The organism is Achromobacter sp. 1L-A-4-B-C2 (assembly GCF_057291955.1).
Genome location: NZ_JBXAWP010000006.1, coordinates 15,592 through 41,093 on the forward strand (window position 1 = coordinate 15,592; position 25,502 = coordinate 41,093).

The 25,502-nt window shown below is 65.4% G+C and carries 22 protein-coding genes; 12 read left to right on the forward strand and 10 right to left on the reverse strand.

What is annotated here, in order from left to right:
- Nucleotides 1-7 precede the first annotated feature (7 nt).
- From AC0Z35_RS25195 to tssM, 4 genes are read left to right on the forward strand one after another with little or no spacing between them, the layout of a single operon-like run.
- Nucleotides 8-1,576, forward strand: coding sequence for a sigma 54-interacting transcriptional regulator (locus AC0Z35_RS25195; RefSeq protein WP_485133279.1), 1,569 nt, complete (start codon nucleotides 8-10; stop codon nucleotides 1,574-1,576).
- Nucleotides 1,573-2,313 carry a type VI secretion system-associated protein TagO gene (locus AC0Z35_RS25200; RefSeq protein WP_485133278.1) on the forward strand — a complete coding sequence of 247 codons (741 nt, stop codon included), beginning with the start codon at nucleotides 1,573-1,575 and terminating at the stop codon, nucleotides 2,311-2,313. Before AC0Z35_RS25195 ends, AC0Z35_RS25200 begins: the two co-directional genes overlap by 4 nt.
- Nucleotides 2,310-3,890 carry a type VI secretion system protein TssA gene (gene tssA, locus AC0Z35_RS25205; protein ID WP_485133277.1) on the forward strand — a complete coding sequence of 527 codons (1,581 nt, stop codon included), beginning with the start codon at nucleotides 2,310-2,312 and terminating at the stop codon, nucleotides 3,888-3,890. Before AC0Z35_RS25200 ends, tssA begins: the two co-directional genes overlap by 4 nt.
- Complete coding sequence (gene tssM, locus AC0Z35_RS25210) at nucleotides 3,887-7,792, forward strand: type VI secretion system membrane subunit TssM (protein ID WP_485133276.1); 3,906 nt, start codon at nucleotides 3,887-3,889, stop codon at nucleotides 7,790-7,792. The genes tssA and tssM overlap by 4 nt, the downstream gene beginning before the upstream one ends.
- 261 nt (nucleotides 7,793-8,053) lie before the next feature.
- Here tssM and AC0Z35_RS25215 read toward each other — a convergent pair whose 3' ends face one another.
- Nucleotides 8,054-8,404, reverse strand: a complete 351-nt coding sequence (locus AC0Z35_RS25215) for a hypothetical protein (RefSeq protein WP_485133275.1) — start codon at nucleotides 8,402-8,404, stop codon at nucleotides 8,054-8,056.
- Between the two features lie 301 nt (nucleotides 8,405-8,705).
- On the reverse strand, nucleotides 8,706-8,942 hold the full coding sequence (locus AC0Z35_RS25220; RefSeq protein WP_046806991.1) for a DUF3820 family protein: 237 nt from the start codon (nucleotides 8,940-8,942) through the stop codon (nucleotides 8,706-8,708).
- A 175-nt stretch (nucleotides 8,943-9,117) separates the two neighbouring features.
- On the opposite strand from AC0Z35_RS25220, the gene AC0Z35_RS25225 reads away from it, so the two are divergent.
- Nucleotides 9,118-9,543: a copper resistance protein NlpE gene (locus AC0Z35_RS25225; protein ID WP_485133274.1), complete on the forward strand. Its 426-nt coding sequence runs from the start codon at nucleotides 9,118-9,120 to the stop codon at nucleotides 9,541-9,543.
- Between the two features lie 178 nt (nucleotides 9,544-9,721).
- The gene (locus tag AC0Z35_RS25230) at nucleotides 9,722-10,468 is read left to right on the forward strand and encodes an ABC transporter substrate-binding protein (RefSeq protein WP_046806989.1); all 747 of its coding nucleotides are present in this window, start codon (nucleotides 9,722-9,724) and stop codon (nucleotides 10,466-10,468) included.
- Between the two features lie 200 nt (nucleotides 10,469-10,668).
- On the opposite strand, the gene aliA is transcribed toward AC0Z35_RS25230, so the two are convergent.
- The 4 genes from aliA to badH are packed head-to-tail and all read right to left on the reverse strand — an operon-like array spanning nucleotide 10,669 to nucleotide 15,163.
- A complete protein-coding gene (aliA, locus tag AC0Z35_RS25235) occupies nucleotides 10,669-12,336 on the reverse strand; it encodes a cyclohexanecarboxylate-CoA ligase (protein ID WP_485133273.1) in 1,668 nt (555 codons plus the stop codon).
- Nucleotides 12,337-12,376: 40 nt separating this feature from the next.
- A complete protein-coding gene (gene aliB, locus AC0Z35_RS25240) occupies nucleotides 12,377-13,528 on the reverse strand; it encodes a cyclohexanecarboxyl-CoA dehydrogenase (RefSeq protein ID WP_485133272.1) in 1,152 nt (383 codons plus the stop codon).
- A gap of 42 nt (nucleotides 13,529-13,570) precedes the next feature.
- Nucleotides 13,571-14,353: a 2-ketocyclohexanecarboxyl-CoA hydrolase gene (gene badI, locus AC0Z35_RS25245; protein ID WP_485133271.1), complete on the reverse strand. Its 783-nt coding sequence runs from the start codon at nucleotides 14,351-14,353 to the stop codon at nucleotides 13,571-13,573.
- A 42-nt stretch (nucleotides 14,354-14,395) separates the two neighbouring features.
- On the reverse strand, nucleotides 14,396-15,163 hold the full coding sequence (badH, locus tag AC0Z35_RS25250) for a 2-hydroxycyclohexanecarboxyl-CoA dehydrogenase (RefSeq protein ID WP_046806985.1): 768 nt from the start codon (nucleotides 15,161-15,163) through the stop codon (nucleotides 14,396-14,398).
- Between the two features lie 133 nt (nucleotides 15,164-15,296).
- Between badH and AC0Z35_RS25255 the strand changes: the two genes are divergently transcribed.
- On the forward strand, nucleotides 15,297-15,800 hold the full coding sequence (locus AC0Z35_RS25255) for a MarR family winged helix-turn-helix transcriptional regulator (RefSeq protein ID WP_370638717.1): 504 nt from the start codon (nucleotides 15,297-15,299) through the stop codon (nucleotides 15,798-15,800).
- Between the two features lie 14 nt (nucleotides 15,801-15,814).
- Here the strand turns inward: AC0Z35_RS25255 and AC0Z35_RS25260 are convergent, their stop codons facing one another.
- Together AC0Z35_RS25260 and fmdA are read right to left on the reverse strand one after the other, a co-directional pair.
- Complete coding sequence (locus AC0Z35_RS25260; protein WP_485133270.1) at nucleotides 15,815-16,147, reverse strand: FmdB family zinc ribbon protein; 333 nt, start codon at nucleotides 16,145-16,147, stop codon at nucleotides 15,815-15,817.
- Nucleotides 16,134-17,387 (reverse strand): formamidase, encoded by a 1,254-nt coding sequence (gene fmdA / locus AC0Z35_RS25265; RefSeq protein ID WP_485133269.1) that lies wholly within the window; start codon nucleotides 17,385-17,387, stop codon nucleotides 16,134-16,136. Before fmdA ends, AC0Z35_RS25260 begins: the two co-directional genes overlap by 14 nt.
- Nucleotides 17,388-17,631: 244 nt before the next feature.
- On the opposite strand from fmdA, the gene AC0Z35_RS25270 reads away from it, so the two are divergent.
- Nucleotides 17,632-18,000, forward strand: a complete 369-nt coding sequence (locus tag AC0Z35_RS25270) for a hypothetical protein (RefSeq protein WP_485133268.1) — start codon at nucleotides 17,632-17,634, stop codon at nucleotides 17,998-18,000.
- A gap of 110 nt (nucleotides 18,001-18,110) precedes the next feature.
- Here AC0Z35_RS25270 and AC0Z35_RS25275 read toward each other — a convergent pair whose 3' ends face one another.
- Entirely contained in the window at nucleotides 18,111-19,610 is a 1,500-nt protein-coding gene (locus AC0Z35_RS25275) for an aminotransferase class V-fold PLP-dependent enzyme (protein ID WP_485133267.1), read from the reverse strand.
- A 105-nt stretch (nucleotides 19,611-19,715) separates the two neighbouring features.
- Here AC0Z35_RS25275 and AC0Z35_RS25280 point away from each other — a divergent pair, with 105 nt between their 5' ends.
- On the forward strand, nucleotides 19,716-20,189 hold the full coding sequence (locus tag AC0Z35_RS25280; RefSeq protein ID WP_255444732.1) for an Lrp/AsnC family transcriptional regulator: 474 nt from the start codon (nucleotides 19,716-19,718) through the stop codon (nucleotides 20,187-20,189).
- A 195-nt stretch (nucleotides 20,190-20,384) separates the two neighbouring features.
- Nucleotides 20,385-22,115: an ABC-F family ATP-binding cassette domain-containing protein gene (locus AC0Z35_RS25285; RefSeq protein WP_485133266.1), complete on the forward strand. Its 1,731-nt coding sequence runs from the start codon at nucleotides 20,385-20,387 to the stop codon at nucleotides 22,113-22,115.
- Between the two features lie 5 nt (nucleotides 22,116-22,120).
- Here the strand turns inward: AC0Z35_RS25285 and AC0Z35_RS25290 are convergent, their stop codons facing one another.
- The gene (locus AC0Z35_RS25290) at nucleotides 22,121-22,894 is read right to left on the reverse strand and encodes a class I SAM-dependent methyltransferase (protein WP_223264885.1); all 774 of its coding nucleotides are present in this window, start codon (nucleotides 22,892-22,894) and stop codon (nucleotides 22,121-22,123) included.
- Between the two features lie 197 nt (nucleotides 22,895-23,091).
- Here AC0Z35_RS25290 and AC0Z35_RS25295 point away from each other — a divergent pair, with 197 nt between their 5' ends.
- Together AC0Z35_RS25295 and AC0Z35_RS25300 are read left to right on the forward strand one after the other, a co-directional pair.
- Entirely contained in the window at nucleotides 23,092-23,604 is a 513-nt protein-coding gene (locus tag AC0Z35_RS25295; protein WP_046806977.1) for a winged helix DNA-binding protein, read from the forward strand.
- A gap of 9 nt (nucleotides 23,605-23,613) precedes the next feature.
- A complete protein-coding gene (locus tag AC0Z35_RS25300; RefSeq protein WP_319302382.1) occupies nucleotides 23,614-25,467 on the forward strand; it encodes an ABC transporter ATP-binding protein in 1,854 nt (617 codons plus the stop codon).
- Nucleotides 25,468-25,502 lie beyond the last annotated feature (35 nt).

The window sequence follows — 25,502 nt, forward strand, 5'->3', positions numbered from 1 at the left end:
GCCCGACATGGACGCGCAAAGCGTGGCCAACGTTGCCCGCGACATGGCATGCGCCAGCCGGCCCGACGCGCTGGCGCAAGTTTTCGTGGCCGCCTGCGCGGCAGCGCCCGCCATCTCGGCCGCCTGCCTGTACGCGCGCAACGCCACGGGCGACGCGCTGGTGCCGTTGGCGTCGGCCGGGTCTCCCGGCGCCGACCTGCACGACATCAGCATGGACGCGCTGGACGACCCCCTGGTCTACGCAATGACCAGTGGCAAGCCCTGCCTGGTAGAGCAGATGTCCGCTCTGGTGGGCGTGGGGTCCGGCTTCGAACGGCTGCGTGAACGCCTGGGCACGCGGCATGGCTTGCTGGTCCTGCCCTTGCACGATGCACGCCGGCAGTCGTTGGCCGTGTTGGTTCTGGCGGGGCCGTCGTTGACCTTGTCCACGTGGCGCGACCACCCCGTCTGGCGCGCCTTGCAAGCGATGCACGAAGCGCTTTTCACACGGCTGCACGCCCAGGCGCATGCCGCCGACGATGCGCGCTACCAACAGGCGCTACGCCAGACCCCGGCGGCCGACGCAGGCAAACAGCGCGCCGCGCGCTTGCTGGCGGCCGAATTCATTGGCGTCAGCGCCGCGGCGAAAGCGGCACGGGAAGCGATGCTGCGTTTCGCGGATTCGGCGTTGGCCGTGCTGCTGACGGGCGAAACGGGCACAGGCAAAGACCACGCCGCCTGGTTGATACACCAGGCCTCGTCACGCAACGGCAAATTCGTGCCCGTGAACTGCGCGGCCATTCCGCAAGACCTGATCGAAGCCGAGTTGTTCGGCAACGTGCGCGGCGCGTACACCGGCGCCGTGCAGGCGCGTACCGGCCTGGTTGCCGAAGCCGACGGCGGCACGCTGTTCCTGGATGAGATCGGCGACATGCCCATGGCGTTGCAAGGCACGCTGTTGCGGCTGCTCAATGAAAAGAAGTTCCGGCCGCTGGGCGCCACGCGCGAGCACGGCTCGGACTTCCGCCTGATCTGCGCTACCCACCGACCATTGCCGCAGTTGATCCGCGATGGCCGTTTTCGCGAAGACCTGTACTTTCGGATCCGGCAGCTGACGCTGGCCCTGCCGCCACTGCGCGAGCGTCCGGAAGACATTCCCGCGCTGGCCCTGCACACCGTTCTGCAACACAACCGAGAACGGCAGACTCGCGTGGCGGGTATCGCGCCGGACGCCCTCGCGGTGCTGGCGGCGCACGCCCTGCCGGGCAACGTGCGCCAGCTTCGCAGCCTGATCCTGGTGGCGTCCGAAAGAACAGCGCCAGGCCAGGCCATCCGCGCCGACACGCTTGAACTGTCGCAGGGCGACGTGCCGCCGCTGGCGGGCCACAGCGCCGGCGCCGATCTGCTGCATGGCCTGCTGCATACGGACAACCTGCCGCAGGCGCTGGACGCCTTTCAAAGCCTGGTCATCCGTGCGCGCCTGCGGCAAGTCAATGGATCTCGCACCCGGGCGGCCCAAAGCCTGGGTATCCCCAAACGTACGCTGGCGCGCCGCTGTCAGGCGTGGAATCTGGATCGGGAGGACCACACTTCATGAAACTTGCCCCTAGCTTGGTTGTGCTGATGCTGGCCGCGCCCGTCGGGCAGGCGGCCAACGACCTAGACGCGTTCGCGCGCGACTGCACGCAGATCGTGTCCGGCGTTGAACGGCTGGCCTGCTTTGACGCGGCGGCGGGCACACCGCCCACGCTCTCCGCGCCGCTGAGCGGCCATCGGCACACGGTTGCGCTGGACCCCGCCGCAGGCATCCCCTCGACCGCCGAGCCGGCCCCGGCCCCCGACGCGGCGACCGCGCTGCTGCCGCCTTCGGCCCGTGCGTACGACATCGTCAGGCAGAACGAATCGACACGCCCGGAGAACGACAGGTCGTTTTTGATAAGCGACTCGAACGAGCCGCCCGCCGGACAGCAGCGCGTGGTGATTTCCGCGCCCGCGTTGAACATGCGCCCGCCTATCTATCTGGCCATCACCTGCCTGTCCAACATTTCGCGGTTGCAGCTACTGGCCGACCGGCCTTTTGAACGGCACCAGATGTCGGTGCGGCTGTACATGGACGACCGTCCGCTGTCGCCCGCGCGGCCGTGGCGCGTGCTGGACGAAGGCAACGTGGCGGACGCCGGCCGGGGCCTGGTTGCCATCGAACAACTGCGGCCGTTCGTCGCGGGCGCGCGGCTGCGTGTGGAAAGCGACTATGCGCCCGTCAACGGCCTGACGTTCGACGCCACGGGCCTGCAAGCGCTGTTGTCGCGCCAGCGCGAGGCGTGTCACTGGTGACGCACTACGCCCCGCTTGACATGGATGCCCTGCTGGCGCCGCTGGACGCCCGCCAGCCCGCCGGCCACTTCGACGAAGAAGACGAAACCTTCCAGGCGATCGACCACGAGATGATCAAACTGGGCGGTCTGCAAGAAGCGCGGCTGGACTGGCTGTACGTGGACGAGGCCGCTCGCCAGTACCTGGCGTCACAGTGCAAGCATTTTCGCGTCGCGGGCCACTTGATTTCCGCGCGCATCAAGGCGGGCTCATGGCGGCGCTGGGCCGAAGCGGCCGATGTGCTGGCGGGCATGGTCGAGCACTACTGGGAGACCGGGCATCCCAAGCCCGGCCCGACGGGTTACCTGGGCAAGCGCCGACTGGTGTCCTTGTTGGCCGACCGCCTGCGCGACGCGCTGGAAACGCTGCCGGCCGCCAGTTTCAACCAGGCGGATCAGGCGCGCGCGCAGCAGGCGCTGGACCGGCTTCAGGCCAGTGCGCCCGAGGCCAAGCTGGACCAGGCATTGCTGACCCGGTTGGAAGCGCACTTTTCCCGCCGCGTCGAACAGGCCCGCTATCCAGACGCCGCGGCATCGGCCGCCCCCAGAAGAGGTGCCGGGCAACAAGGCAGCCAGGCCATCAGCGAGAGCTTTTTCGGCGGACCCGGTGGGTCTGCCAGTGGGTCTGCTGGTGGGTCTGCTGGTGGGTCTGCTGGTGGGTCTGCTGGCTCCCCTGTCGGCGCCTTTGCCAGCCCGTTTTCCAGCGCCGCGCCAACCGCCTCGCTTAGCGCCGGCGACGAGCGTGAGAACCGCCGTTCCCTGTTGAGCGTGGCCGAATTCATCAACCAGCAGGACGCCTACGACCCAACCGGTTACCAGCTGCGCCGCTTCGCCCTGTGGGCGCATCTGCACGCGGCGCCCAACACGCGCCACGGCATGCGCACCGAATTAATGGCGGTGCCGGCCGATATCGTGGACGGCTACGGCGAAGCCCTGGCCGGCAACGCCGTCAACCCGGCGCTGCTGCAACGGGTTGAAAAAAGCGTCGTCGCCTCGCCCTACTGGATACGTGGCAGCTTTCTGGCAGCCGGTATCGCCGCACGCCTTGAAATGAAGGACGCCGCCGCCGCGATCCGGCTTGCCACGGAACGCTTCGTGCGCCGCATTCCCGCGTTAGTGGACCTGAGCTTCAGCGACGGCCGGGCCTTTGTCGACAGCGAAACACTGGCCTGGATCAGCGGCGCGGATGCCCACGACGGCAGCGTCGGCCCGCATCCGGAATTCGCCGCCCTGCGCGAAGAACTGATTGCGCAACTGGACAGCGACGGTGTCGAAACCGTGCTGCATCGGCTGCAAGAACAACAGGGCAATTCGGAATCGCCACGCCAGCGCGCGTACGCCACCGTCATCGCAGCGGACCTGCTTGCCGCTCGCGGCCTGTCATGGCTGGCTCAGAACCTCTACACGAATGTGGCCGTCACGCTGCGCGCGATGCCCGCCCACGAATGGGAGCCCGAGCTGGCCGAACAATTGAACCCATACCTGCCCGTACGCCCCGCCAGCGACGCGGACAGCAAGAGCCAAGGAGTCCTGCGATGAAGAATGTGTGGTCGATGATCAAGCGCTACGGCATGCCGGTCGCCAGCCAGTTCAAAAGCGCCATGCCGATCCTGGTGCTGATCGCCATCGTGTTCCTGCTGATCGGCCTTTGGTGGCTGGGCCCGTTCTGGACCTGGCGTGGCCAGCAACCCCTTGCCGATCTGACCCTGCGTATCCTGTGCACGCTGCTGATCCTGATGGCGCCGGCGCTGGGGTGGCTGTGGGCGCTGCGCCGACGCAATCGCCGGCTGGAGGCCGAGCGCGGCGCCTTGGCGCAGCGCGAAGACGACCCGGTGCTGCGCTTCGTGCAGGCGCAAGAGCGCGCGCTGAATCAAAGCCTGAACGTGCTGCGTTCCAACCTGAAGGGCCGCAACGCGATCTACGAGCTGCCGTGGTACCTGGTGCTGGGTCAGGAAAATACCGGCAAGACCAGCTTCATCAACCGATCCAGCCAAAGCTTTTCACTAAGCAACGAGATCAAGGCCGGCGTGCGCCGCGCGTATGCGGACCCGGACCTGGCGTATGACATCGATTGGTGGATGGGTGATGAAGCGGTGCTGATCGACCCACCCGGCGAACTTGTCAGCCAGACAGAGGCCGCGCCCGCGCCTGAAGTCGCGGACCGTGTATCGGATCGCGCCATGTCCGGCGGCGCGGCGGCAGCTGCTGCTCAGGCCGCCCCGCAAAGCGGCGCGCAAGTCGCCGACCAAGCCGACGGTCCAGTCACCCCGCAATCTCCCCCACAATCTCCCCCGCTGGCGGCGCCCTCGTCGCGCTCGCTGGGGCAGGTCTTGTTGCCGCCCGGCGCGCACGCAAGACTGTGGGCCGGGCTGTTGGACTGGCTGGGTCGCAACCGCAGCCGGCGCCCGCTGAACGGCGTGGTGTTGATGGTTGACCTGGTGACGCTGCTGAATCAAAAAGCCAGCGACCGCAAGGCCTTGGCGATTCTGCTGCGCACGCGCCTGGCCGAACTGAGCCGCCACCTGGGCACGCGCCCGCCGCTGTATGTGGTCCTGAGCAAGTTCGACCTGCTCAACGGATTCGAACCGTTCTTTGCCCGTCTGCCGCGTGCCGTGCGCGAAGACATCTTCGGCTTCACCTTCACGCTGGACTCGGTGCATGACTACGACGCGTGGCTGGACGAGCTGGCCGGCCGCTATGACGGCTTCATCCAACGCTTGAACGAACAGATATTCGACGCGCTGGGCGAGGCCGCCACGATGCAGGCGCGCGAAGCACTGTTTTCGCTGGTGCGGCAATTGGCCGGCATGCGGCCGGTGCTGCTGAGCTTTCTGGAAGACGTCCTGGGCAGTGACCGATACATCACGCCCGCCCTGCCGCGCGGCGTGTATTTTTCGTCCGTCTATCAGCAGGGGCTGCTGTGCGACGCCTTCATCAATGCCGCGTCGCAATCGTATGGCCTTGAAGAGGCGCCCGCGCATGCCAAGCCCAGCGGCCGCTCGGTGGTGTATTTCGCGCAGCAGGTGTTCCAGCGCATCATCTACCCCGAGGCCGGCCTGGCGGGCGACAACCTGAAGGTCATGGCCGACAAGCGCCGCACGCTGCTGGTGGGGTTTGGCGTGGCCGGGCTGGGCTGCCTGCTGATGGCCGGCGGCTGGTACCACTACCACGGCGTCAACCGCCAGATGGCAATGTCCGTGCTGGAAAAAAGCCGCGAATTCAGCGTCCACAAGATTGACGGCAGCAGCGACCCCACGGGCCGCAACCTGTTGCAGCCGCTGGACCAGATCCGCAGCGCCGTCGCGGTCGTGGGCGATTACCGCAGTGCCTGGCCGGTGGTGTCCGAGCTGGGCCTGTACCAAGGCCGCAAGATCGGGCCTAAGGTCGACGAGGCTTATTTGCAGTTGCTGTCGAAGCGCTTTCTGCCGGAGTTGGCCAGCGGCGTCATGCACGCCATCAATAGCGCGCCCTCGGGCAGCAACCAGCAACTGGCGGCGCTGCGCGTCTATCGCATGATCGAAGACCGCGACAACCGCCGCGCCCCCATTGTCGAAGACTGGATGACGCAGCAATGGCAGGCCGCCTACCCGGGCCAGGGCTCGGTGCAGAACGGCCTGATGCGGCATCTGGACTACGCCATGAAATATGCCGACGCCGAGCTTCCCCAACACCAGGCGCGCATCGCCGACGTCCAGCAGCGCCTGCGGCAGTTGCCCATGCCGCAACGCGTCTACATGACGATGCGCGAACAGGCGGGCAAGATCCTGCATTCGCCGCTGGACCTGCGCCATGAGGTCGGCCCGGCGTTCGACATCCTGTACAAGGATCCGGCCGCGCCGGGCAGCACGGCGGGCGCGACCACGCGCATCGATCCGCTGCTGACGGCGGCGGGTTACCACGGCTACTTTGCCGCGCACGGCAAGGACTTTACCGATCTAGCAATGATCGATCGCTGGACGCTGGGCGAGCGCCAACGCATCGACTATTCAGAGGCCGATAAACAGGTGCTGGCCGAACGCGTGCGCGCGCTATACAGCAGCGACTACATCGACACCTGGCAACGCAACCTGAACCAGCTTGAAGTGGTGGACTTCAACGACCTGGGCCAGGCGGTAACGGTGCTGGGCAATGTCACCAGCCCGGCCGCGCCGCTGCGCCGCCTGCTCGAGACCGTGCGCGACAACACGGTATTGAGCCCGCCCTCGCCCGGGGTCGCCACGCCGGGCCAGCCCACCGACAAGGTCGAGCCGGTGACGGCCAATGCCATCACCGGCGCCAACGTTCCGCAGGTGGCGGTCATTGCGCGGCCGTTTGCGCCCTTGTCGGAACTGCTGCTGTCCAAGGGCGACAAGCCTTCGTACCTGGACGAAAGCATGGGCGCCATCGGCCGCGTCCACGACACGCTGAAGGGCGTGCATGACAGCGCTGAACCGGGCAAGGCCGCACTAGCCGTCGTGCTGGACCGCTTTGCGCTCAAGGGGGCCGACCCCATCGGCAACCTGCAACGCGTGGCGGTGGGCCTGCCCGAACCGCTGAACCGGCAAGTGAAAAAGCTGGCGGACGAATCCTCGCAGGTGCTGCTGATCGAGGCGCTGAAGGAACTGGAACGGCGGTGGGACACCGACGTCTACCGCTATTACCAGGAACGGCTGGCCGGGCGCTACCCGTTCAACCCGAACAGCCGCGTGGACGCCTCCCTTGAAGACTTCACGGCGCTGTTCGGGCCGCAAGGCAGGCTGGCGCAGTTCAAGGAGCAATACTTGAAATTGTTCTTTGACGACAACCTTGAAGCCTTGTATTCGGAACGCCGTGGCGGGTACCTGGTACGCATGGACGTGCTGGAGCAGCTTGAGGCAGCCGACCGAATCCGCGATGCCTTCTTCAACAGCCGAGGGGCGCTGGGCGTGCAGTTCAGCATCGAACCGCTGGGGCTGACGTCCAGCCGGCGCAGCAGCGTGCTAAGCGTCGAAGGTCAGTTGATCGCCTACAGCCACGGGCCTAGCAATAGCGTCGGCCTGATCTGGCCGAACAATCTGGGCGATTCCACGGAAAGCCGTATCACGCTGGTCAGCGCGGCGGGCACCAGCAGCGGGCTGGTGTATCGCGGGTCGTGGTCGATGTTTCGCCTGTTGAGCCAGGCGCGCCTGGACAGCGCAACGGCCAATAGCGTGGACCTGAGCTTTTCCGCCAACGACGGCGCGATGCGCTATCGCATCACGGCCGAGAAATCCAACAATCCGTTCACGCAAGCGAGTTTTGACGGGTTCGTCTTGCCGCAAACGCTGCTGGCCGAGGCATCCAAGCCGACGCCGACTCCGCCCGCGCCCCTCTTCACCCCGGCGGCCAACCCCAAGGCAAGCACGCCCAAGGGGCCGACGCGTTCGCCGCCCAAGGCAAGCGCCGCGCTGCCCAAGCTGGCCATCAATGCGGCACCGCGCTGATGAATCCTGGGAACGCCGCAGCGGCATTTTGCAATGCACGCCCTGAGCAACCGGCATCCGTGGCTGGCGCGGCTGCTGTCGGCCGGCAAGCGAAACCGACCGGGTCCTGCAAACGGCTGAAGTCGGCTCGGTCCGGCGGGCAACTGGACCCGGCAGGATCCAGCAATTGGCCGATGCCGACCCGGTCCAGCGGGCAACAGAACACGGCAGAATCCAGCAATTGGCCGATGCCGGCCCGGTCCGGCGCGTCCGGTGTACGGCTTACTGCTGCTGGCGGCGCTGCTCCAGTTCTTTCAGGCACTGGGCAACGCCGGCCTGCATCTGCGCGTTGGACACCGCCGCGCGGTCAGACACTTCACGGCAGCGCACATACTGCGCACGGCTTTCCTCGGTGTCGCGCATGACTGGCGGGGGTGCGCTCGGGTCAGGCGTGACGGTCATGCGCAAGGTCGACGGCGGCGACTGGCTGCCGTCCTTGGAAGGCATGCTGGGAAATTGCATTTCCTGGGATGCGGGCGCGGGGCTTTGGATGGACTGCGCATGCGTCACGCTTGCGGCGCCCAGCGTGCAAAGCGCGGCGAACACGGCGGCAGGAACGGAGAATTTCTTCATGGGGACCTCTTCTTTAATGGGCAAGCGCCCTTGGCGACCGGATGGTGGATGCGCGGCCGCCCGTGGCGCGCCGGCTAATCGTAGCGCCGGGTGCGCGTCCTCGTCGTGCCAAACCGCTACAAGCGCCCCCGCAGTTGTTTCGCGCCGTTTCCGACCCAGCCAAGCCACCGGGCATTGGGGCGGCCCCAGATGGCTGGGTCCGAAGCAAAGCTCGGGGCTAAATCCGGGGCTGAACCCGGGGCCAAATCTGGGGCTAAATCCGACGCTAAATCTGGGGCTAAATCTAGGGCTAAATCCGGTGCTACGCCTTGGGCGCAGCCCCGGACCGCGACGTACGCAGCGGCGCCAGCAAGGACGACAAGCCGTTGTGATCCAGTTCATGCATCAGCGCCAGCAGGCGGCCCAGCTCGCCGGGCGGAAAGCCCTTGCGCGCAAACCACGCCAGGTAAGGGCCGGGCAGGTCGGCGATGAGTCGCCCTTTGTACTTGCCGAACGGCATGTCGCGGGTCACCAGCAGGTTGAGCAGTTCAGGGTCCATGGCGCATCAAGAGATTAAGCCGGCAGTCTACCCCAGCCGTTCTGCCTTGCCATGCACCCTTCCCGCAACGGATTGCGGCACTTTACATCCCGTTTCAGCACCCTCCCGTTACTGTCCGTATCGTGAATCCGGCAGGACATGTTCCGGCAAAAACACTAACCCACAGGAGCTCGCCATGATGAAAACCACCCTGACCTGCACCCTGAGCCTGGCCTTGCTTGCCGGCTGCGCGCCGTTCAAGTCGCATGACGCGCGCGATACGCCCGCCGATAACCACACCGCCCGCAATGCGCTGGACTGGCCAGGCAGCTACGAAGGCACGCTGCCCTGCGCGGATTGCCCCGGCATCAAGACGCGCTTGACGCTGCTCAAGGGCGACCGCTACGAGCGCCAGACCCAGTACCTGGACCGCGAGCCGCAACCCGAAATCGTGACCGGCACGTTCAGCTGGGAGTCGGACGGCAGCACCATCCGCCTGGACGCTTCCGGCGACAGCCAGCGCTACTTCGTCGCCGAGAACCAGGTGACGTTGCTGTACCGCGACGGCACCCGCCCCACGGGTCCACTGGCCCCGCACTACGTGCTGCGCCGCGCGCAATAAGGCGCGGGTCGGGTTTCGTGCCGGCGCGAAAGCACGCGGACACAGGTGCGACTTCCAGGAGGCAGGTGCGGCCGTGTGCAGGCGCCAATCCCGCAATGCACAGGCGCCGTCGATCCGGCTATTCTTGAGGGCAAGCCGCTGCGCCCTGACGGCGCGGCGCATACCGATCAAGGAAGCCATGAAGACCGACCACGAGCTGCTTTCCGCATTCGCCCCCACCGGCACGCTGCGCGCGTCCATCAACCTGGGCAATCCCATTCTGGCCAACACCGACCCGGCCACCGGCCAGCCGGTTGGCGTCTCGGTGGACCTGGCCACGGAACTGGCGCGGCGCCTGGACGTCAAGCTGGAATTGGTGGTTTTCAAATCGGCCGGCGAATCGGTCAACGCGGTGGCGGCCGAGCAGGCGGACGTGGGGTTCTTCGCGATCGACCCCTTGCGTGGCGAACAAATCGCCTTTACCGCCCCCTACGTCGTGATCGAAGGCGCCTACCTGGTACGCGACGATTCGCCGGTCACCGCCATGGAACAGGTCGACAGCCAGGGCGTGCGAGTGACGGTCGGCAAAGGCAGCGCCTACGACCTGTACCTGACACGCGAACTGAAGCACGCCGAGATCTTCCGCGCGCCGACCTCGCCCGCCGTCGTCGATACCTTCATGAAAGAAAATCTGGAAGTGGCCGCGGGCGTCAAGCAGCAGCTGCAAGCCGACGCCGCGCGCCTGGGCGGCCTGCGGCTACTGGACGGCCATTTCATGCTAATACGCCAGGCAATGGGCGTGCCCAAGAGCCGGGGCGACAAGGCCAGCGCGTATCTGTCGGCCTATGTGGAAGCCATGAAGAAGGCCGGGTTCGTGGCCGACGCGCTGGCGCGTCACAAGATCCAGGGCGCGGCGGTGGCGCCGCTGGAAGCGACGGGGGCCTGAGCCGGATAGTTTTCGCGGGCGCGCCCCGCCGCTTCGTTATGCGAGCGACGCGGGCGGGGCATTGTCCAAGGTGACGCCCGGTGCGCTGTCCGGTGCATTAGCCGGTGCGCTAGCCGGTGTGATGTCCGACACGCGCGCTCCGATGTGATGTCCGATGCGATGTCCGATGCGATGTCCGTTGTAATGTCCGATGTCCGCGCCTACCCCGGCGTCCCGCCCTGCCCCTCCCCCAGGCTTGCACTCAGCATCTCGCGCAGCTTGAACTTCTGGACCTTGCCCGTGGGCGTCGTCGGCAGTTGGTCCAGCACTTCCAGGCGCTCGGGAATGTACTGCCTGGTCACGCCGAAGCCTTTCAAGAACTGCACCAGATCCTGCAAGCTCAATGCCTGCCCGGGCTTGAGCGTTACCACCGCGCAGGCGCGTTCACCCAGGCGCGCGTCCGGATACGCCGCGATGGCCGCCATCTCCACAGCGGGATGCCGATACAGCAGCGACTCGATTTCAACCACGGGGATGTTCTCGCCGCCTCGGATGATCACGTCCTTGCTGCGCCCCGTAATGCGCAAGTAGCCGTCGGCGTCGATGCGGGCCATGTCGCCCGTATCGAACCAGCCGTCGGCGTCGGTGGCGTTCAACTGCGGCCGCTTCAGGTAGCCGCCAAAATTGGAGCATGACCGTAGCCAAAGCTGGCCTTCGACGCCGGCGGGCAAGGCTGCGCCCGACGCGTCCCTGACTTTGATTTCAACGCCGGGCAGTGGCTTGCCGTCGGTGGTGCAGGCCCGCGTGTCGTCATCGTCCAGCAGGGTCAACGTGACCGCGCCGTTTTCCGTCATTCCCCAGGCCGAGATGATTTTCGCGCCCAGCGCGCGAGTGGCCTGTTCGACAAGCGGGCCGGGGATGGGCGCGCCCGCGCAAAGAAAGACGCGCAGCGTGGGCACCGTCAAGCCCGACTGCGCCACCTGACGTGCGATATCCGTCAGGAACGGCGTCGATGCCATGCTGAACGTGACGCCCAGTTCGCGCATCAGCGCAACGGCTTTCTCGGCATTCCAGATATCCAGCGTGACGGCGCTCGCGCCCAGGTAGAACGGCATCATCAAGCCGTACATAAAGCCGGTCTGGTGCGCCATAGGCGAGCCCATCAGCACAACATCGTCCGAGCCCAGGCGCAGCCGCTCGGCGTAAGCGGCGATGTTGGACAAGCAGGTGTTGGCGGTGTGCATGACGCCCTTGGGCTCGCCCGTGGTGCCAGACGTGTACATCAGCTGTGTGACGTCATCCGGGCCGGGGCGAGACTGGGTCAGGATGCGTTCGGCATCCGGCTCGCGTTCCCATTCGGGGCCAACGAGCAGCGCGTGGAAACCGTCGGGCCCGTCGCTACCCGCGACGATCACATGCTGTAGCGCCGGCAGATCCGCGCGCAAGCCGGCCACCATCTCCGGGTGGTCAAAGCCCCGAAACCGATGCGGCACGATCAGCACGCGGGCTTCGCCATGGCGCAGCATGAAAGAGAGTTCTCGCTGCCGAAAAATATGCATCAGCGGATTCATCACCGCGCCGATGCGCGAGCAGGCCAGATACGTGACGACAAATTCCCAGCCATTGGGCAGTTGGCACGCCACCACGTCGCCGCGCCCGACACCCAGGCGCGCCAGCCCCACGGCAGCGCGGTCGGCCAGCGCCGCCAGTTCGCGATAGGTGAACGTGCGCTGCGTGCCGACGTCGGACTGCACGGCGGTCAATGCAACTTTGTCGGGATGCGCCGCCACGCATTTGTCCAGCAGGTCGTTGATGGTCACGTCCCGCCACCAGCCGCGCGCGATGCTCAACGCCCGGCGCGGCGCAATCAATACGGCGTCAAATTCCATGGATGCGTCTCCCAGAGAGGTTGCAAGGAATGCGGGGATATCAAGCGGGCACGGCGCGTCGACCCGCGCGCTCGCGAGCGATGATGATTTTCATGATTTGCGCGGTGCCGTCGCCGATCTGGAATCCCAGCACATCGCGTAGCCGTTGCTCCATCAGCCCGTGGTCGTATCCGCCATGGCCGAACGTCAGCAGGCATTGATGCACCACGTCGTACGCCAGCTTCGGTGCCCACCATTTGCACATGGCGGCTTGCGCGCTATGGGGCAGGTTGCGGTCCTTCAGCCACAAGGTCTGAAGGCACAGCAGCCGCGCCGCCTCAAGCTGGGTTTCGGCCTCGGCCAGCGGATGCGACACGCCCTGGAATGCGGTCAAGGGTTTGCCGAAGGCCTCGCGCTGGGCGGCATACGCCCACGTCTCATCCAGCGCTGCGCGCGCCACCGCCAGCACCTGTAGCCCGATCAGCGCGCGCGAATAATCAAAGCCCTGCATGACCTGGACGAAGCCGTGGCCTTCCTGCCCCAGCCGGTGGTCCGCCGGCACCCGCACGTTTTCGAAGAACAGCGAGCCACGTCCGATGGCGCGTTGCCCGTGGCAGTCAAAGCGGTTGCGCGTGATGCCGGGCAAGTCCATCGGCACCAGCAAGGCCGTCACGCCATGCGCGCCCGATTCCACGGTGCCACTGCGGCCGAACACGATGGCGGCGTCCGCTTGGTCCGCGGCGGAGATGGATGTTTTTTCACCGTTGACCACGTAGTGCCCGTCCACGCGCTCGACCCGCAGCCGCAGGTTGGCGGCATCCGAACCGCCGCGCGGCTCGGTCAAGGCAATGGACAGCAACGCATCGCCCTGCGTCAGCCGGGTCAGCCACGGCGCGGCGACCTCGCGCTGGCCATGCTGCGCCAGGATCTGCCCATTCAACGAAGCCAGCAGATTGACGTAGGAAAAGCTCAAGTCGGCGCGCGCGATCTGCTCGTGGATGACGCCGGCCGCCATGCAGCCCAGGCCCTGTCCGCCGCGGTCCTCGGGCAACTCGGGCGCGATGAACCCCAACTGCCCCATTTCGCGCATCAGGCCGCGATCCAGCACGCGGGTCCTGTCGCGCTCCAGGTAGCCGGGCGCCACGCGGCCGTCCGCGAATCGCCCCGCGTGCTCGGCCAAGACGGACAGGTCTTCGTCGATGTACGGATTCATGTTGTCTCCTCCGGCGCGCCGGTCGTTGCGGCGCAGGCTCGGTTATTTCGCGTAGCGGCGGAAATCCGGTTTGCGCTTTTCCTGGAACGCGCGCACGCCCTCGCGGGATTCCTCGGTGTCGTAATAGAGTTTCAACGCGTACATGCCCATGCCCGCGATGCCCGCCTGATGCGCCGTGTCCATATTGAACGAGCGCTTGGCGATGGCGATGGCGGTAGGGCTTTTCTCCATGATCTCGGCGCACCACCTGGCCACTTCGTCGTCCAGTTGTTCGTGCGGCACGACGGCGTTGACCAGGCCCATGGCCAAGGCTTCCGAGGCCGGATAGCGTCGGCACAGGTACCAGATCTCGCGCGCCTTCTTTTCGCCCACGATGCGCGCCAGGTACGCGGTGCCGTACCCCGGGTCCACCGACCCGACCTTCGGGCCCACCTGGCCGAACACGGCGTTATCGGACGCAATCGTGAAGTCGCAAATGGTGCACAGCACGTTGCCGCCGCCGATGGCGTAGCCCTGGACGCGCGCGATCACCGGCTTGGGCACGTCGCGAATGGCGCTGTGCAGTTCTTCCATGGGCAGGCCGATGGTGCCGCGTCCGTCGTACTGGCCGGCGTGCGCGGATTGGTCGCCGCCGGTGCAGAACGCCTTGTCGCCCGCGCCCGCCAGCACGATGACGCCGATGTCGGGCGCGTAGCCGGCGCGGTTGATGGCGTGAATGAGTTCGTCACAGGTGCGGCCACGAAACGCGTTCATCTTTTCGGGCCGGTTGATCGTGATCCAGGCGGCGCCATCGCGCACGTCGTAGAGAATATCTTCGTAGTCCATCTTGGCTCCTCAAGGGGCATGCGAAAGCGGTGTCGTCCGCCTTCAGCCGTTCATCGTCAAACCGCCCGACACGCTCAATACCTGCCCGGTGATGTAGGCGGCGTCATCGCTGGCAAAGAACAGGATCGCGCCGGGCAGGTCGTCCGGCTGGCCGATGCGGCCCAAGGGAATGGCGCGGGTAAAGGCCTCAAGCAATTTCTCGGGGTTGCCGGCGCCTTCCTTGTAATCGGCGAACAGCGCGGTGTCCGTCGGGCCTGGGCACACCACATTGACCGTGATGCCATGACGCGCGTGCTCGCGGGCGATGGTTTTGGAAAACGCCACCAAGCCGCCCTTGCACGCCGCGTACACCGCTTCGCCCGAAGACCCGACGCGCGCCGCGTCCGACGCAATGTTGACAATGCGCCCCGCCTTGCGCGCCGCCATGCCGGGCAGCACGGCGTGGTGCAAATGCAAGGCGCCCACCAGGTTGATGGCGATCAGCCGTTCCCATTGCGCGGGTTCCGTCTTGGTGAATGGCTTGAACACGTCCCACCCGGCGTTGTTGACCAGGATGTCGATGGGCCCCAGCACGGTTTCCGTTTCCGCGATGGCCGCGTCCACCTCGTGGCGCTGAGTAATGTCACAAGCGATGGCCAACGCGCGCCCGCCCGCCGCTTCGATCTTTTCGGCTACCCGCCGCGCATGCTCTTCGTTCAAGTCCAGCACGGCCACCGCGGCGCCTTCCCTGGCGAAACGCGCGCAGGTCGCGCCCCCTATCCCCCCACCGCCGCCTGTCACCACGGCCGTCTTGCCTGCCAGTCTTTGCATGATTTCCTCTGCGCGGGTTGCAGGCTTGGTATCCTTGCCAACGAATCAGGCCAAGCCCATATACGTAAACATGTTGACGTATATTAGAGACTTGGCGACGCCGCATCAAGTTGCGAAACACGGTACGAAGCTTATGAAAAACCCTAATAAAAACACCGAGATTGCCAGAATGGAGTTGGCCAACCGGTTGTTCTTCCGGCTATACCAATGCGCCAACATGCTGCATAAAACAGGTAGCCGTGCGGTGGAACACCTGGGGCTGACCACGCAGCAATGGGCGGTATTGGGCGCGTTATCGCGGCCAGAGGCGGCCGACGGCATGAGCGTGGGCGATCTGGCGCGCTACCTGATGGTCAGCCGCCAGAGCCTGTCGGGTTTGCTTGGCCGGATGGAACGCGACGGCCATATCGGCAGTGCGCCGGATGGGCGCGACCGGCGCTCGCGCTTGATCACGATGACGCCATCCGGTCGCAAAGTGTGGGTGCACGACGCCCTTCCGCGCATCCATGATTACTACGAAGGCGCGCTGGCCGACTTCTCGGTCGGCGACCTGAGCCACACGCTGCACTATCTGTTGAAGCTGCTGGAGAACATGCAAGGCATGGACAAGGACGCGCCGCAAGACGACGCGCCCTGACCTTGCTCGCCCGGCTAGTGGCTGATCATCCAGGGCCTGGCGCCCGCGAAGGACTTCGCCCCGTCGGCGCTGGTTCGCGTCTTGCCGGACGCGCGGCCGCCCGAGCAACACCCGCAGTTCATGCCATGGCCCGCGCGCGAGCTGCGCGGCTCGTTTGCGCTGCGCTCATTGACCGCGCGCGCGCGGTTCACGGCGGACGACAAGGCCGAAATGGCCGGCGCGCCGCCGATGATGCGCGCGGACAACGCGCCGCATTGCGGGCACGCGGCCGGGTCGCGCCATTGCGCCAGCGGCCGCAACGCGGCAAAGTCGCCGCATCCGCCGCAGGAATAGTCATACATGGGCATCGCGGTTCTCCTGGCGGTCGCGTGACAGCGGCATGTCTACCCCGCCCTGGATATGTTTGATCGGCCCGGATGCCGAGGGCTGGATATCGAAGTCGAAGATCTCGGTGGGCAGCCACAGCGTGGCGCAGGAATTGGGGATATCGACCACGCCGCTGATGTGGCCTTGCACGGGCGCGCAGCCCAGAAGCGAATAGGCCTGGGCGCCGGAATAGCCGAATTTCTTCAGGTATTCGATGGCGTTCAGGCACGCCTGCCGGTACGCCACGTTCACGTCCAGGTAGTGCTGCTTGCCTTCTTCGTCCACCGAGATGCCTTCGAAGATCAGGTAGTCCTTGTAGGCCGGGGTGATGGGGCTGGGCTTGAAGATCGGGTTCTTGATGGCGTACTTTTCCATGCCGCCCTTGATGAGCGACACGCGCATGTGCACCCAGCCCGCCATTTCGATTGCGCCGCAGAACGTGATTTCGCCATCGCCCTGCGAGAAGTGCAGATCGCCGACCGACAAGCCGCCGCCGTCGACGTACACCGGGAAGAACACGCGGGCGCCCCGCGACAAGTCCTTGATATCGCAGTTGCCGCCGTGCTCGCGCGGCGGCACGGTACGTGCGCCCTCGGCTGCTGCGCGGTCGCGGTCAGCACCTTGCAATGCGCCCATGTGGGCCGTCTTGGGCGCGGGCGGGTTCGCCAGCGGCGGTACACGGTTGGGGTTGGTGTCGATCAGCGCCTGTTCGCGCCGGTTCCACGTTTGCAGCAGCTTCTTGTCGGGCAGGCAACCGATCAGGCCCGGGTGGATCAGACCCGCGAAATTCACCCCGGGGATATGGCGGGACGACGTGAACATGCCGTGAAAATCCCAGATGGATTTTTGCGCATGGGGGAAATGTTCGGTCAGGAAACCGCCCCCGTTATTACGGCTGAAAAAGCCGTTGAACCCCCACAGGCTGTCCGGCTTGGCGCCGATATCCAGCAGGTCAACCACCAGCAAGTCACCGGGTTGCGCGCCTTCTACGCCCACCGGCCCCGACAGAAAGTGCACGGTGGACAGGTCCACATCGCGCACGTCGTCGGCGCTGTCGTCGTTCTTGATGGCGCCGCCGGTCCAGTCATAGGTTTCCAGCACGAAGTCGTCGCCCGGCTTGACCCAGACGGCCATGGGGATATCGGGGTGCCACCGATTATGGATGTGCTTGTTTTCGTAAGGGGACTGGTCCAGCTCGACCGTAATGAGGGGTGTCGTCATTCTCTTTCATCTCCAACGTACGTGTTGATAAAACAGAACAGCAGCCAAGAAGGCGCCCGATCCCGTTGCGGGTCGGGTCATTTTGAAAATGTGACCGGTGATTGATGTGCTGATTGATGGTAGACGCGTTCGGGCGATTCACCATACTGGTTTTCCATGCAGTGGCAGGCGTGCGGCGCACCATGGCACGGGGCATTTTTCGCACCAGTTATGATGCACACCACGTCATACCAAGGCTTTTCGCATGGCAGCAAACCCCCGCCGGCCCCTGGCCGTTTTTTTGATCCTGACGGCATGCGCCGCCGGGTCCGCGCACGCGGACGACGCGTGTGTGTCGCGCATCGACGAGCAAGTGCGCACGATCAAGCGCGCGCAGGATGTGCAGCGCACGCGCGAAGCCGCCAACAATCTGCAATTGAACCGCGAGCTGTGCCAGGGTCGGCTGGACCTTCTGGATGCCCGCTATGCGCTGGTCGATGATTTCGAGGCGTGCCGCCGCAACGGCACGACGTTCTCGGAGTCGGTCGTGCGCGACCTGACTCGCGCGTCGGACGAGTTGGCAGACGCAAAGGCGGCGTGGGTCCGCACCTGCGGCCGCCAGATGAAAGACTGACCGCGGACTAAAAACGCAGAACAGACGGCAAGCGGGGTCGCAGGGCCGACCGATCGGTCAATAAGCCCATTGGCCCTTGCCCTCCGTTGTCCCGCCGCCTTGCCGATCGCTCAGATCGTCATTTCCATTTCCACGCTTTGCGGGTAGAAAATGGCGCGGCTGGGATCGAAGCCGTAACGCGATTCGAACTGCGTCGCGTCGGCCGCCAGTGCCAGCACGGACTCCAGGATGAAATCCGCCTTGGCGTCCGGCAACAGCACACTGAAGTTCAGGCGGATGAAGCCGGGCTTTTCAATCTCGCGGCCGTCCAGGATGGCTTGCCGCATCTGCCGCGACTGCGCCGGCCCGATGTCCAGCAGGCGGTGCACATACGGCCCCGCGCAGGCGCACCCCCCACGCGCCTGGATGCCGAAACGGTCGCTTAACATGCGCGTCACCAATTGCTGGTGCACATAGCCGCCCTTGCCGTCGCGTACCCGAAACGAGAAGATCGGCAAGCGCTCGGCCGTCAGCGAGCCCAGCAATTCCAGGGGTTCCGCGCCTTGCCAGGCAGCAAGCGCGCGCTGCACGAAATGCGCGTTGCGCTCGCGCATGAAGTCGGCGCCCAGCGCTTCCTTGACCAGCAGCACCAAGGCAGCGCGGATGTCGCCCACCACGTTGGGCGTACCCGCTTCTTCGCGCGATTCCAGGCTGGCGCTGTAGTCATGACCCTCGGGCGACACGAATTTGACGGTGCCGCCGCCCGGCCAGGTGGGCGTGGTGTCGATCACCGCATCGCGACGAACGATCAGCACACCGGATGCGCCCGGCCCGCCAATGAATTTATGCGGCGAGAACACAATGGCGTCGATGTGCGCATCGGGTGCCGGCGACATACGGACCGGCAGGTACGGCGCGCCGCCCGCGTAGTCCCACAACATCTTGGCGCCTGCCTGCTTGACGCGCCGGGTGATGCCGGCCACATCAGCCACGATGCCGGTCACGTTCGACGCGGCCGACAACGCGCAGATCAGCAGCGTGCCGGCGGGCGCGTTCAGCGCGGCGTCCAGCGCCGCCAAGTCGGGACCGCCCTCGGCGGCTTCGGCAACTTCCACAATCTGCGCGCCGCATTCGCGCCACGGCAAGATATTGGAATGGTGCTCGTACGGGCCGATGATGACGCGGACGGGCTTGCCTGCCGCTACCGCCGCATGCACGCCAAACAAATGCACCAGGCGGTTGATGCCCGCCGTGGCGCCGGACCCGGCGAAGATCACGGCATGGGCGTCGGTGGCGCCGCAGCAACGCGCGACAGCGGCGCGGGCCTCGCGGCGCAAGCGGGTAATGAAACCGCCGCAATACGAGGCTTCGGTGTGCGAATTGGCGTAATACGGAAGCACTTCTTCCATAACAAAGCGCTCGACCTGCATCAGCGCGCGGCCCGAGGCCACGTAGTCGGCATAGACCAGCGGCTTGCGGCCAAACGGGCCGTCGACGAACGCGTCTTTGCCAATCAGGCCATCGGCAAGCTGGGCCGCGATGTCGGGGGATGCCAGGCTATCTTGAAACTGCTGCAAGGGACTTGCGGTGTTTGAGGCCCCGGCCGTGGCCGAGGCATTAAGCGTCGTCATGATAAGTCTTCCAATTGATGCGAAATATCATACGATGGAAGCCGACAACAAACATCACCGTTATTTTGCGTAAATCGATATAACTTGGGTCATATGAACGAACGGATGGAGAAAATAGACAAGCTTGATCTAAGCATCATTGCTTGCCTGCAAAAAGACGGTTCCCTGTCCCAGCGCGAGCTGGCCGACCGGGTCGGCCTTTCGCAGAACGCGTGCTGGCGCCGGCTACAGCGCTTGAACGCCTGCGGCATCATTCGCGGCACCCGCGCCGAGGTCAGCCTGGTGGCGCTGGGGCTGGACCTGACCGTGTTTGTGATGATCCGAACCAGCCACCACGCCAAGGCCTGGGCCGACGGCTTTCGCGAACACGTCGAGCGCCTGCCCGAAGTGACCGAGTTCTATCGCATCGGTGGCGATTGGGACTACCTGATCAAGGTGGTCTGCCGGGGCATGGCCGGCTACGACCGCTTCTACCAAAAGCTCATCACCGACTTCGAACTGTCGACTGTGACGGGCTTTTTCAGCATGGAAGCCATCATTGAAAACCGGCCGCCCGATCTGCGGCTGTTGGAGACCTGAAAGGGCTACGTCGGTGGGCCGGGGCGGGAACTTTCGCGTACGATGCGGTTCGAACGCCAGTGCCGCCCGCACTATCCCGGAGCCCCCCCCAGGCCATGACTCTTTAAGCACTCCCTTTGATTTCCCTTTGCCCTGCAGTGCGCTGCCCTATGGCCGCTGCCGCGCAAAGCGTTTCATTATTTCGGAGAGCTTTCCATGGCCCGGTCATCCAGCGCGCCGCCCCCGGCGCAGCCCTTGACGCATTCGGCGTCGCCCTTCCTTGGTTTGCAGCATGTCAGCTTCGCGCTGCCCGACGGCCGCGTGCTGCTAGACGACGTCACCCACGACTTCGCGCGCGTCCGCCATGGCGTCATCGGGCGCAACGGCGCGGGCAAATCAGTGCTGCTGCGTGTCATGCTTGGCACCCTGCCGCCGCAGTCCGGCCGCGTTGTGCGCCACGGGAAACTGGCCCATGTGGCGCAGACGCCGGCTTGGCCCGATACCGCCACGCTGGCGGATGTTGCGGGCCTGGGTCCCGTGTTTCGCGCCTTGGCCAATATCGAAGCAGGCAGCACCGACCGGGCAGACTTTGACTTGGCGGAAGGCCATTGGCTGATCCATCAAGACTGGGCGCGCATGCTTGCCGACGCCGCCCTGCCTAACTGGCAACCCGCACATCCCGCCTGCGCGGCAAGTGGCGGCGAGTTGACCCGCGTGGCACTGGCCGGCGCCTTCCTGCAAGGCGCCGACGCCCTGTTGCTGGACGAACCCACCAACCACCTGGACACGCGCGCCCGCGATTGGCTGACAGAAAAAATCCACGCATGGCGCGGCGCGCTGATCGTCGTCAGCCACGACCGCCGCTTGCTGGACGCCATGGACAGCATCGTCGAACTGGACAACGCCGCCCTTCGCGGCCACGCCGGCAACTACAGCGCCTGGCGCGCGCAACGCGACAGCCAGGACGCCGCCGCGCACACCGCCCTGGCGCATGCGCGCCATGAACGCGCCAAGGGCCTGCGTGCGCTGCGGCAACAGCACGACGCCCAGCAGCAGCGCACCGCGCGCAACAGCCGCAACGCCCGCGAAACCAATCAGGCCGCCGTGTTGCTGGGCGGCAAAAAGGCCAGCGCGCAAGCGCACGCGGGACGTGATCGCCAGCGCCGTCAGGACGCCGCCGCCGCCTTGGACGTCGCCGTCAGACAGGCCGCCTCGCTGGCCCCCACGGCCGCGGACGTGGCGCTGGCATTGCCCGACACCACGGTGCCGGCCGGGCGGCGCGTTCTACACCTGGAGGCCGCCCTGCCCCCGTGGCCGCCCCGCGCCAAACCGCTTAGCTTGACGTTGGACGGCCCGTTCCGGCTGGCAATCCAAGGCCCCAACGGCTGCGGCAAAAGCACACTGCTGGCGATGTTGGCCGGTGTGCTTGCCCCGCGTGCCGGCCGCTGCGACGTGCGCGTGCCCACCGCGATGCTGGACCAGGCCGCAAATGCATTGCCTGCAAGCGCATGGCCTGCAAACGCATTGCCCGCAAGCGCATTGCCCGCAAACGAATTGCCGGCAAACGCGTCGCTATTGCAAACCCTGGAGGCGCAGGGCGCGCCGCTGTCACCGGGAGAATCGCGCAGCCGGCTGGCCCTGCTGGGCCTGGGCGCAGCGCAGGTCCAGGCGCCCGCAGCCACGTTAAGCGGCGGTGAACGCATCAAGGCGGCGCTGGCCTGCGCGTTGTGGCGCAAGCAACCCGCGCAGTTGCTGTTGCTGGACGAACCCACGAACCACCTGGACATAGCCTCGGCGCAGGCGCTGGAAGACGCGTTGGCGCATTACCCCGGCGCCATGGTGGTGGTGTCGCACGATGCGGCGTTCCTGGACCGGATCGGCCCAACGCACTATTTAACGTGCGGCGACGACGGGACGTGGTCGCTACGGGAAAGCGCTCCTGCATAGATTTTTCAGACGCCGGAGGTGGCCTCTGCCATGTCGGTTAGTCGCGCCTGGCGAGGCGGCGCCTTGCGCTTTTTAGCAAAGACGAACACGTGCTGAAAGTCGTCGTCCACGCGATGAATGTCAGCCTGCACCCCGACAATCGGCGGCACGAACGATTCGAAATACTCGCGTACTACGGGCATCACTGGAAACGGTGCCCGATCCGGTCGGTCGTTATAGCCCAGCACCAGCAGGCCACCCGGCTTTAATACGAGTTCGCATTGCGTCAGCAGACGCCTGAACTCGGCTGCGTTATTAATACCGAAACCCAACAAGCCGTTTGCCACCACCACATCGAACGCGTTCGGGCCATAGTGATCCGCCATGTGGATGGCGCTCCCCGTCCAATGGCTACCCGGCCTCCCATAAACTGCCTTGCGCGCCTCGATATCCAGCGAATGAAACTGGCATAGCAATAAGCGCGGGTAATGCCAGTTGTGCTTGTCGATGCCCACGAACAGGGTTTTGATGTCGTGGTCCGCTACGGCCGCCATTTCATTCAGATAACCGAATACGGATTCCTCCAAAAAGTCGCGGTTCGGCGCGCGAAGGCGGAAATCGATATTCAACCGTTCGGCCGTTCTTGGGGACAACTTGAACAGCACCCGCTTAAGTAACGTCTTGAGATCCCGCATCCCACTTCCATTTTTATTGTGATTTTCAAGGGCTTTGGCCTCAAGGCGGCCCGTGTCCGACTTGAGGCCAAAGCGATTGAAAAATGATAGGGAGCGGCCGCGCAAGAACTATCAGAAGATTCCCAATCAGCACCAGGACGATTACTAAAATGGATCTGAGTAGCCCTCGCCTCTCGCACCGCTTGTAGGTGTGCGCCCGGCCCTGGCCCTTATTACCCAGGGTTATCCCGAATGCCTGCATAACAACAAATCGTCAATAATTCGCCAACGTTTTGTCATCGATCCGTCCCTTTACACCTGCCATGTCTGCCTCCATCCGGGACGCCATCGTTTCTTCCGCCCATCTGGCCACGTCCGCCCCGCAGTTATCCGAGGTGGAATTTGGCCTGATCATCGCGTCGCACGCGTTCAACCGCTGGATGGTGCGCTGCATGGCCTGCGCCGGCCTGCCCGATCTGACCTCGCTGGACATCCTGGTGCTGAACCACGTGTATCACCGTGGACGCGGCAAGAAGCTGGCCGACATCTGCTTCACCCTGAACGTCGAAGACACGCACCTGGTGAACTATTCGCTTAAGAAACTTGAGCGGCTGGGCGTCGTGCAAAGCGCCAAGACGGGCAAGGAAGTGATCTACACCACCACCGACGCCGGCGCCGCCGCCATTGCGCGTTACGCCGAAGTGCGCGAGCAGTGCCTGGTCAAGTCGTTCATCGACTCGCCCGCCGCGGACGAAGCCAGCCACCAGCTGGCCAACACCCTGCGCGCCCTGTCGGGCCTGTACGACCAGGCTGCCCGCGCCGCCACCTCGCTGTGAGAATCCACGTTGTCTAGCACCACCGCTTCTTCATCCGCCCCGCTGCTGTCCGTGCGCGGCGTATCGGTTGACTTCAATACCGACAACGGCGTGTTTCGCGCCGTCGACGGCCTGGACTTTGACGTCCAGCCGGGCCGGACGCTGGCGATTGTTGGCGAGTCCGGGTCGGGCAAGTCTGTCACGTCCATGGCGATCATGCGGCTGACGGATTACTCGAACGGGCGCATCGCCACCGGCCAGATCCTGTTTCGCGACGACAACGGCCGCGAAACCGATCTGACCCGCGCCACCGACGAGCAGATGCGCGCCATTCGCGGCAACGACATTGCGATGATCTTCCAGGAACCGATGACGTCGCTGAACCCCGTGTTCACCATCGGCGACCAGATCGTGGAAGCCATCATGCTGCACCAGCAACTGTCGCGCTCGGCCGCACGCGCGTCCGCGCGCAAGCTGCTGGACAAGGTGCGCCTGCCGGACGCCGAGCAGCTGCTGGACCGCTATCCGCATCAACTGTCGGGCGGCATGCGCCAGCGCGTGATGATCGCCATGGCACTGTCGTGCCAGCCGCGCCTGCTGATCGCCGACGAACCCACCACCGCGCTGGACGTCACCATCCAGGCACAGATCCTGAACACCATCCGCGAACTGCAACGCGACCTGGGCACCGCCGTCATCTTCATCACGCATGACATGGGCGTGGTGGCCGAGATGGCCGACGACGTGGTCGTGATGCTGCGTGGCAAGAAGGTCGAGCAAGGCACCGTCGACCAGATTTTCAACGCGCCCAAGCACCCGTACACGCGCGCGCTGCTGGCCGCCGTGCCTCGCCTGGGCAGCCTGACCGGCCGCGACCTGCCGCTGCGCACGCCGCAAACCGTGCTGGAAGGCGACACGCTGCGCGAAGTGGGCGAAACCCGCGAACAAGACACGGCCACCTACGACGCCCCCGTGCTGCGCGTGGAAAAACTGACGACGCGTTTTGACGTCGGCCACAATTTGTTCGGCCGCGTCACGCACCGCGTGCACGCCGTGGAAGAAGTCAGCTTTGACGTCTATCCCGGCGAAACGCTGGCGCTGGTGGGCGAGTCCGGCAGCGGCAAGTCGACCATCGGCAAGACCTTGCAGCAGCTGGTGGCGCCCACCTCGGGCGCCGTGCGCTACAACGGCCAGGACATTTTTTCGATGGACGCCGCCGGCCGCCAACGCCTGCGCCAGGAAATCCAGTACATCTTCCAGGACCCGTACGCGTCGCTGGACCCGCGCAAGACGGTGGCTTTCAGCATTGCCGAACCGATCCGCACGCACGGCTTGCTGCATGGCGAAGACGCCATCGCGCGGCGAGTGGGCGAGCTGCTGGAACAGGTGGGCCTGAAGCCCGAGCATGCCAAACGCTATCCGCATGAATTCTCGGGCGGCCAGCGTCAGCGCGTGTGCATCGCGCGCGCCCTGGCCAGCAACCCCAAGCTGATCATTGCCGACGAATCCGTGTCGGCGCTGGACGTGTCCATCCAGGCGCAGATCCTGAACCTGCTGATGGATCTGCAAAAAGACCGCGGCCTGTCGTACCTGTTCATCACGCACGACATGGCGGTGGTGGAAAAAGTCAGCCATCGTGTCGCGGTGCTGTACCTGGGCCAGATCGTGGAACTGGGCACGCGCCGGCAGATCTTTGAATCGCCGCAGCACCCGTACACGCGCAAGCTGCTGGCCGCCGTGCCGGTGGCTGAGCCTGGCCGCCACATCGACACGTCGCTGATCGAAGGTGAAATCCCCAGCCCGGTACGCCGCGTCGGCGACGAACCGGCCATTATTCCGCTGACTGAATTCGCGCCCGGCCACCAAGTGGCCCGCGCGGCCTAGCCTCAGCCCCCTTTTTTCCTCGGTGTGATCCGAGT

Bases quoted from the DNA above. Each gene is read 5' to 3' on its own strand.
- AC0Z35_RS25195 (WP_485133279.1), top strand. From the start codon at position 8: ATGGACGCGCAAAGCGTGGCCAACGTTGCCCGCGACATGGCATGCGCC.
- AC0Z35_RS25200 (WP_485133278.1), top strand. From the start codon at position 1,573: ATGAAACTTGCCCCTAGCTTGGTTGTGCTGATGCTGGCCGCGCCCGTC.
- tssM (WP_485133276.1), top strand. From the start codon at position 3,887: ATGAAGAATGTGTGGTCGATGATCAAGCGCTACGGCATGCCGGTCGCC.
- AC0Z35_RS25215 (WP_485133275.1), bottom strand. From the start codon at position 8,404: ATGAAGAAATTCTCCGTTCCTGCCGCCGTGTTCGCCGCGCTTTGCACG.
- AC0Z35_RS25220 (WP_046806991.1), bottom strand. From the start codon at position 8,942: ATGGACCCTGAACTGCTCAACCTGCTGGTGACCCGCGACATGCCGTTC.
- AC0Z35_RS25225 (WP_485133274.1), top strand. From the start codon at position 9,118: ATGATGAAAACCACCCTGACCTGCACCCTGAGCCTGGCCTTGCTTGCC.
- AC0Z35_RS25230 (WP_046806989.1), top strand. From the start codon at position 9,722: ATGAAGACCGACCACGAGCTGCTTTCCGCATTCGCCCCCACCGGCACG.
- aliA (WP_485133273.1), bottom strand. From the start codon at position 12,336: ATGGAATTTGACGCCGTATTGATTGCGCCGCGCCGGGCGTTGAGCATC.
- aliB (WP_485133272.1), bottom strand. From the start codon at position 13,528: ATGAATCCGTACATCGACGAAGACCTGTCCGTCTTGGCCGAGCACGCG.
- badI (WP_485133271.1), bottom strand. From the start codon at position 14,353: ATGGACTACGAAGATATTCTCTACGACGTGCGCGATGGCGCCGCCTGG.
- badH (WP_046806985.1), bottom strand. From the start codon at position 15,163: ATGCAAAGACTGGCAGGCAAGACGGCCGTGGTGACAGGCGGCGGTGGG.
- AC0Z35_RS25255 (WP_370638717.1), top strand. From the start codon at position 15,297: ATGAAAAACCCTAATAAAAACACCGAGATTGCCAGAATGGAGTTGGCC.
- AC0Z35_RS25260 (WP_485133270.1), bottom strand. From the start codon at position 16,147: ATGCCCATGTATGACTATTCCTGCGGCGGATGCGGCGACTTTGCCGCG.
- fmdA (WP_485133269.1), bottom strand. From the start codon at position 17,387: ATGACGACACCCCTCATTACGGTCGAGCTGGACCAGTCCCCTTACGAA.
- AC0Z35_RS25270 (WP_485133268.1), top strand. From the start codon at position 17,632: ATGGCAGCAAACCCCCGCCGGCCCCTGGCCGTTTTTTTGATCCTGACG.
- AC0Z35_RS25275 (WP_485133267.1), bottom strand. From the start codon at position 19,610: ATGACGACGCTTAATGCCTCGGCCACGGCCGGGGCCTCAAACACCGCA.
- AC0Z35_RS25280 (WP_255444732.1), top strand. From the start codon at position 19,716: ATGGAGAAAATAGACAAGCTTGATCTAAGCATCATTGCTTGCCTGCAA.
- AC0Z35_RS25285 (WP_485133266.1), top strand. From the start codon at position 20,385: ATGGCCCGGTCATCCAGCGCGCCGCCCCCGGCGCAGCCCTTGACGCAT.
- AC0Z35_RS25295 (WP_046806977.1), top strand. From the start codon at position 23,092: ATGTCTGCCTCCATCCGGGACGCCATCGTTTCTTCCGCCCATCTGGCC.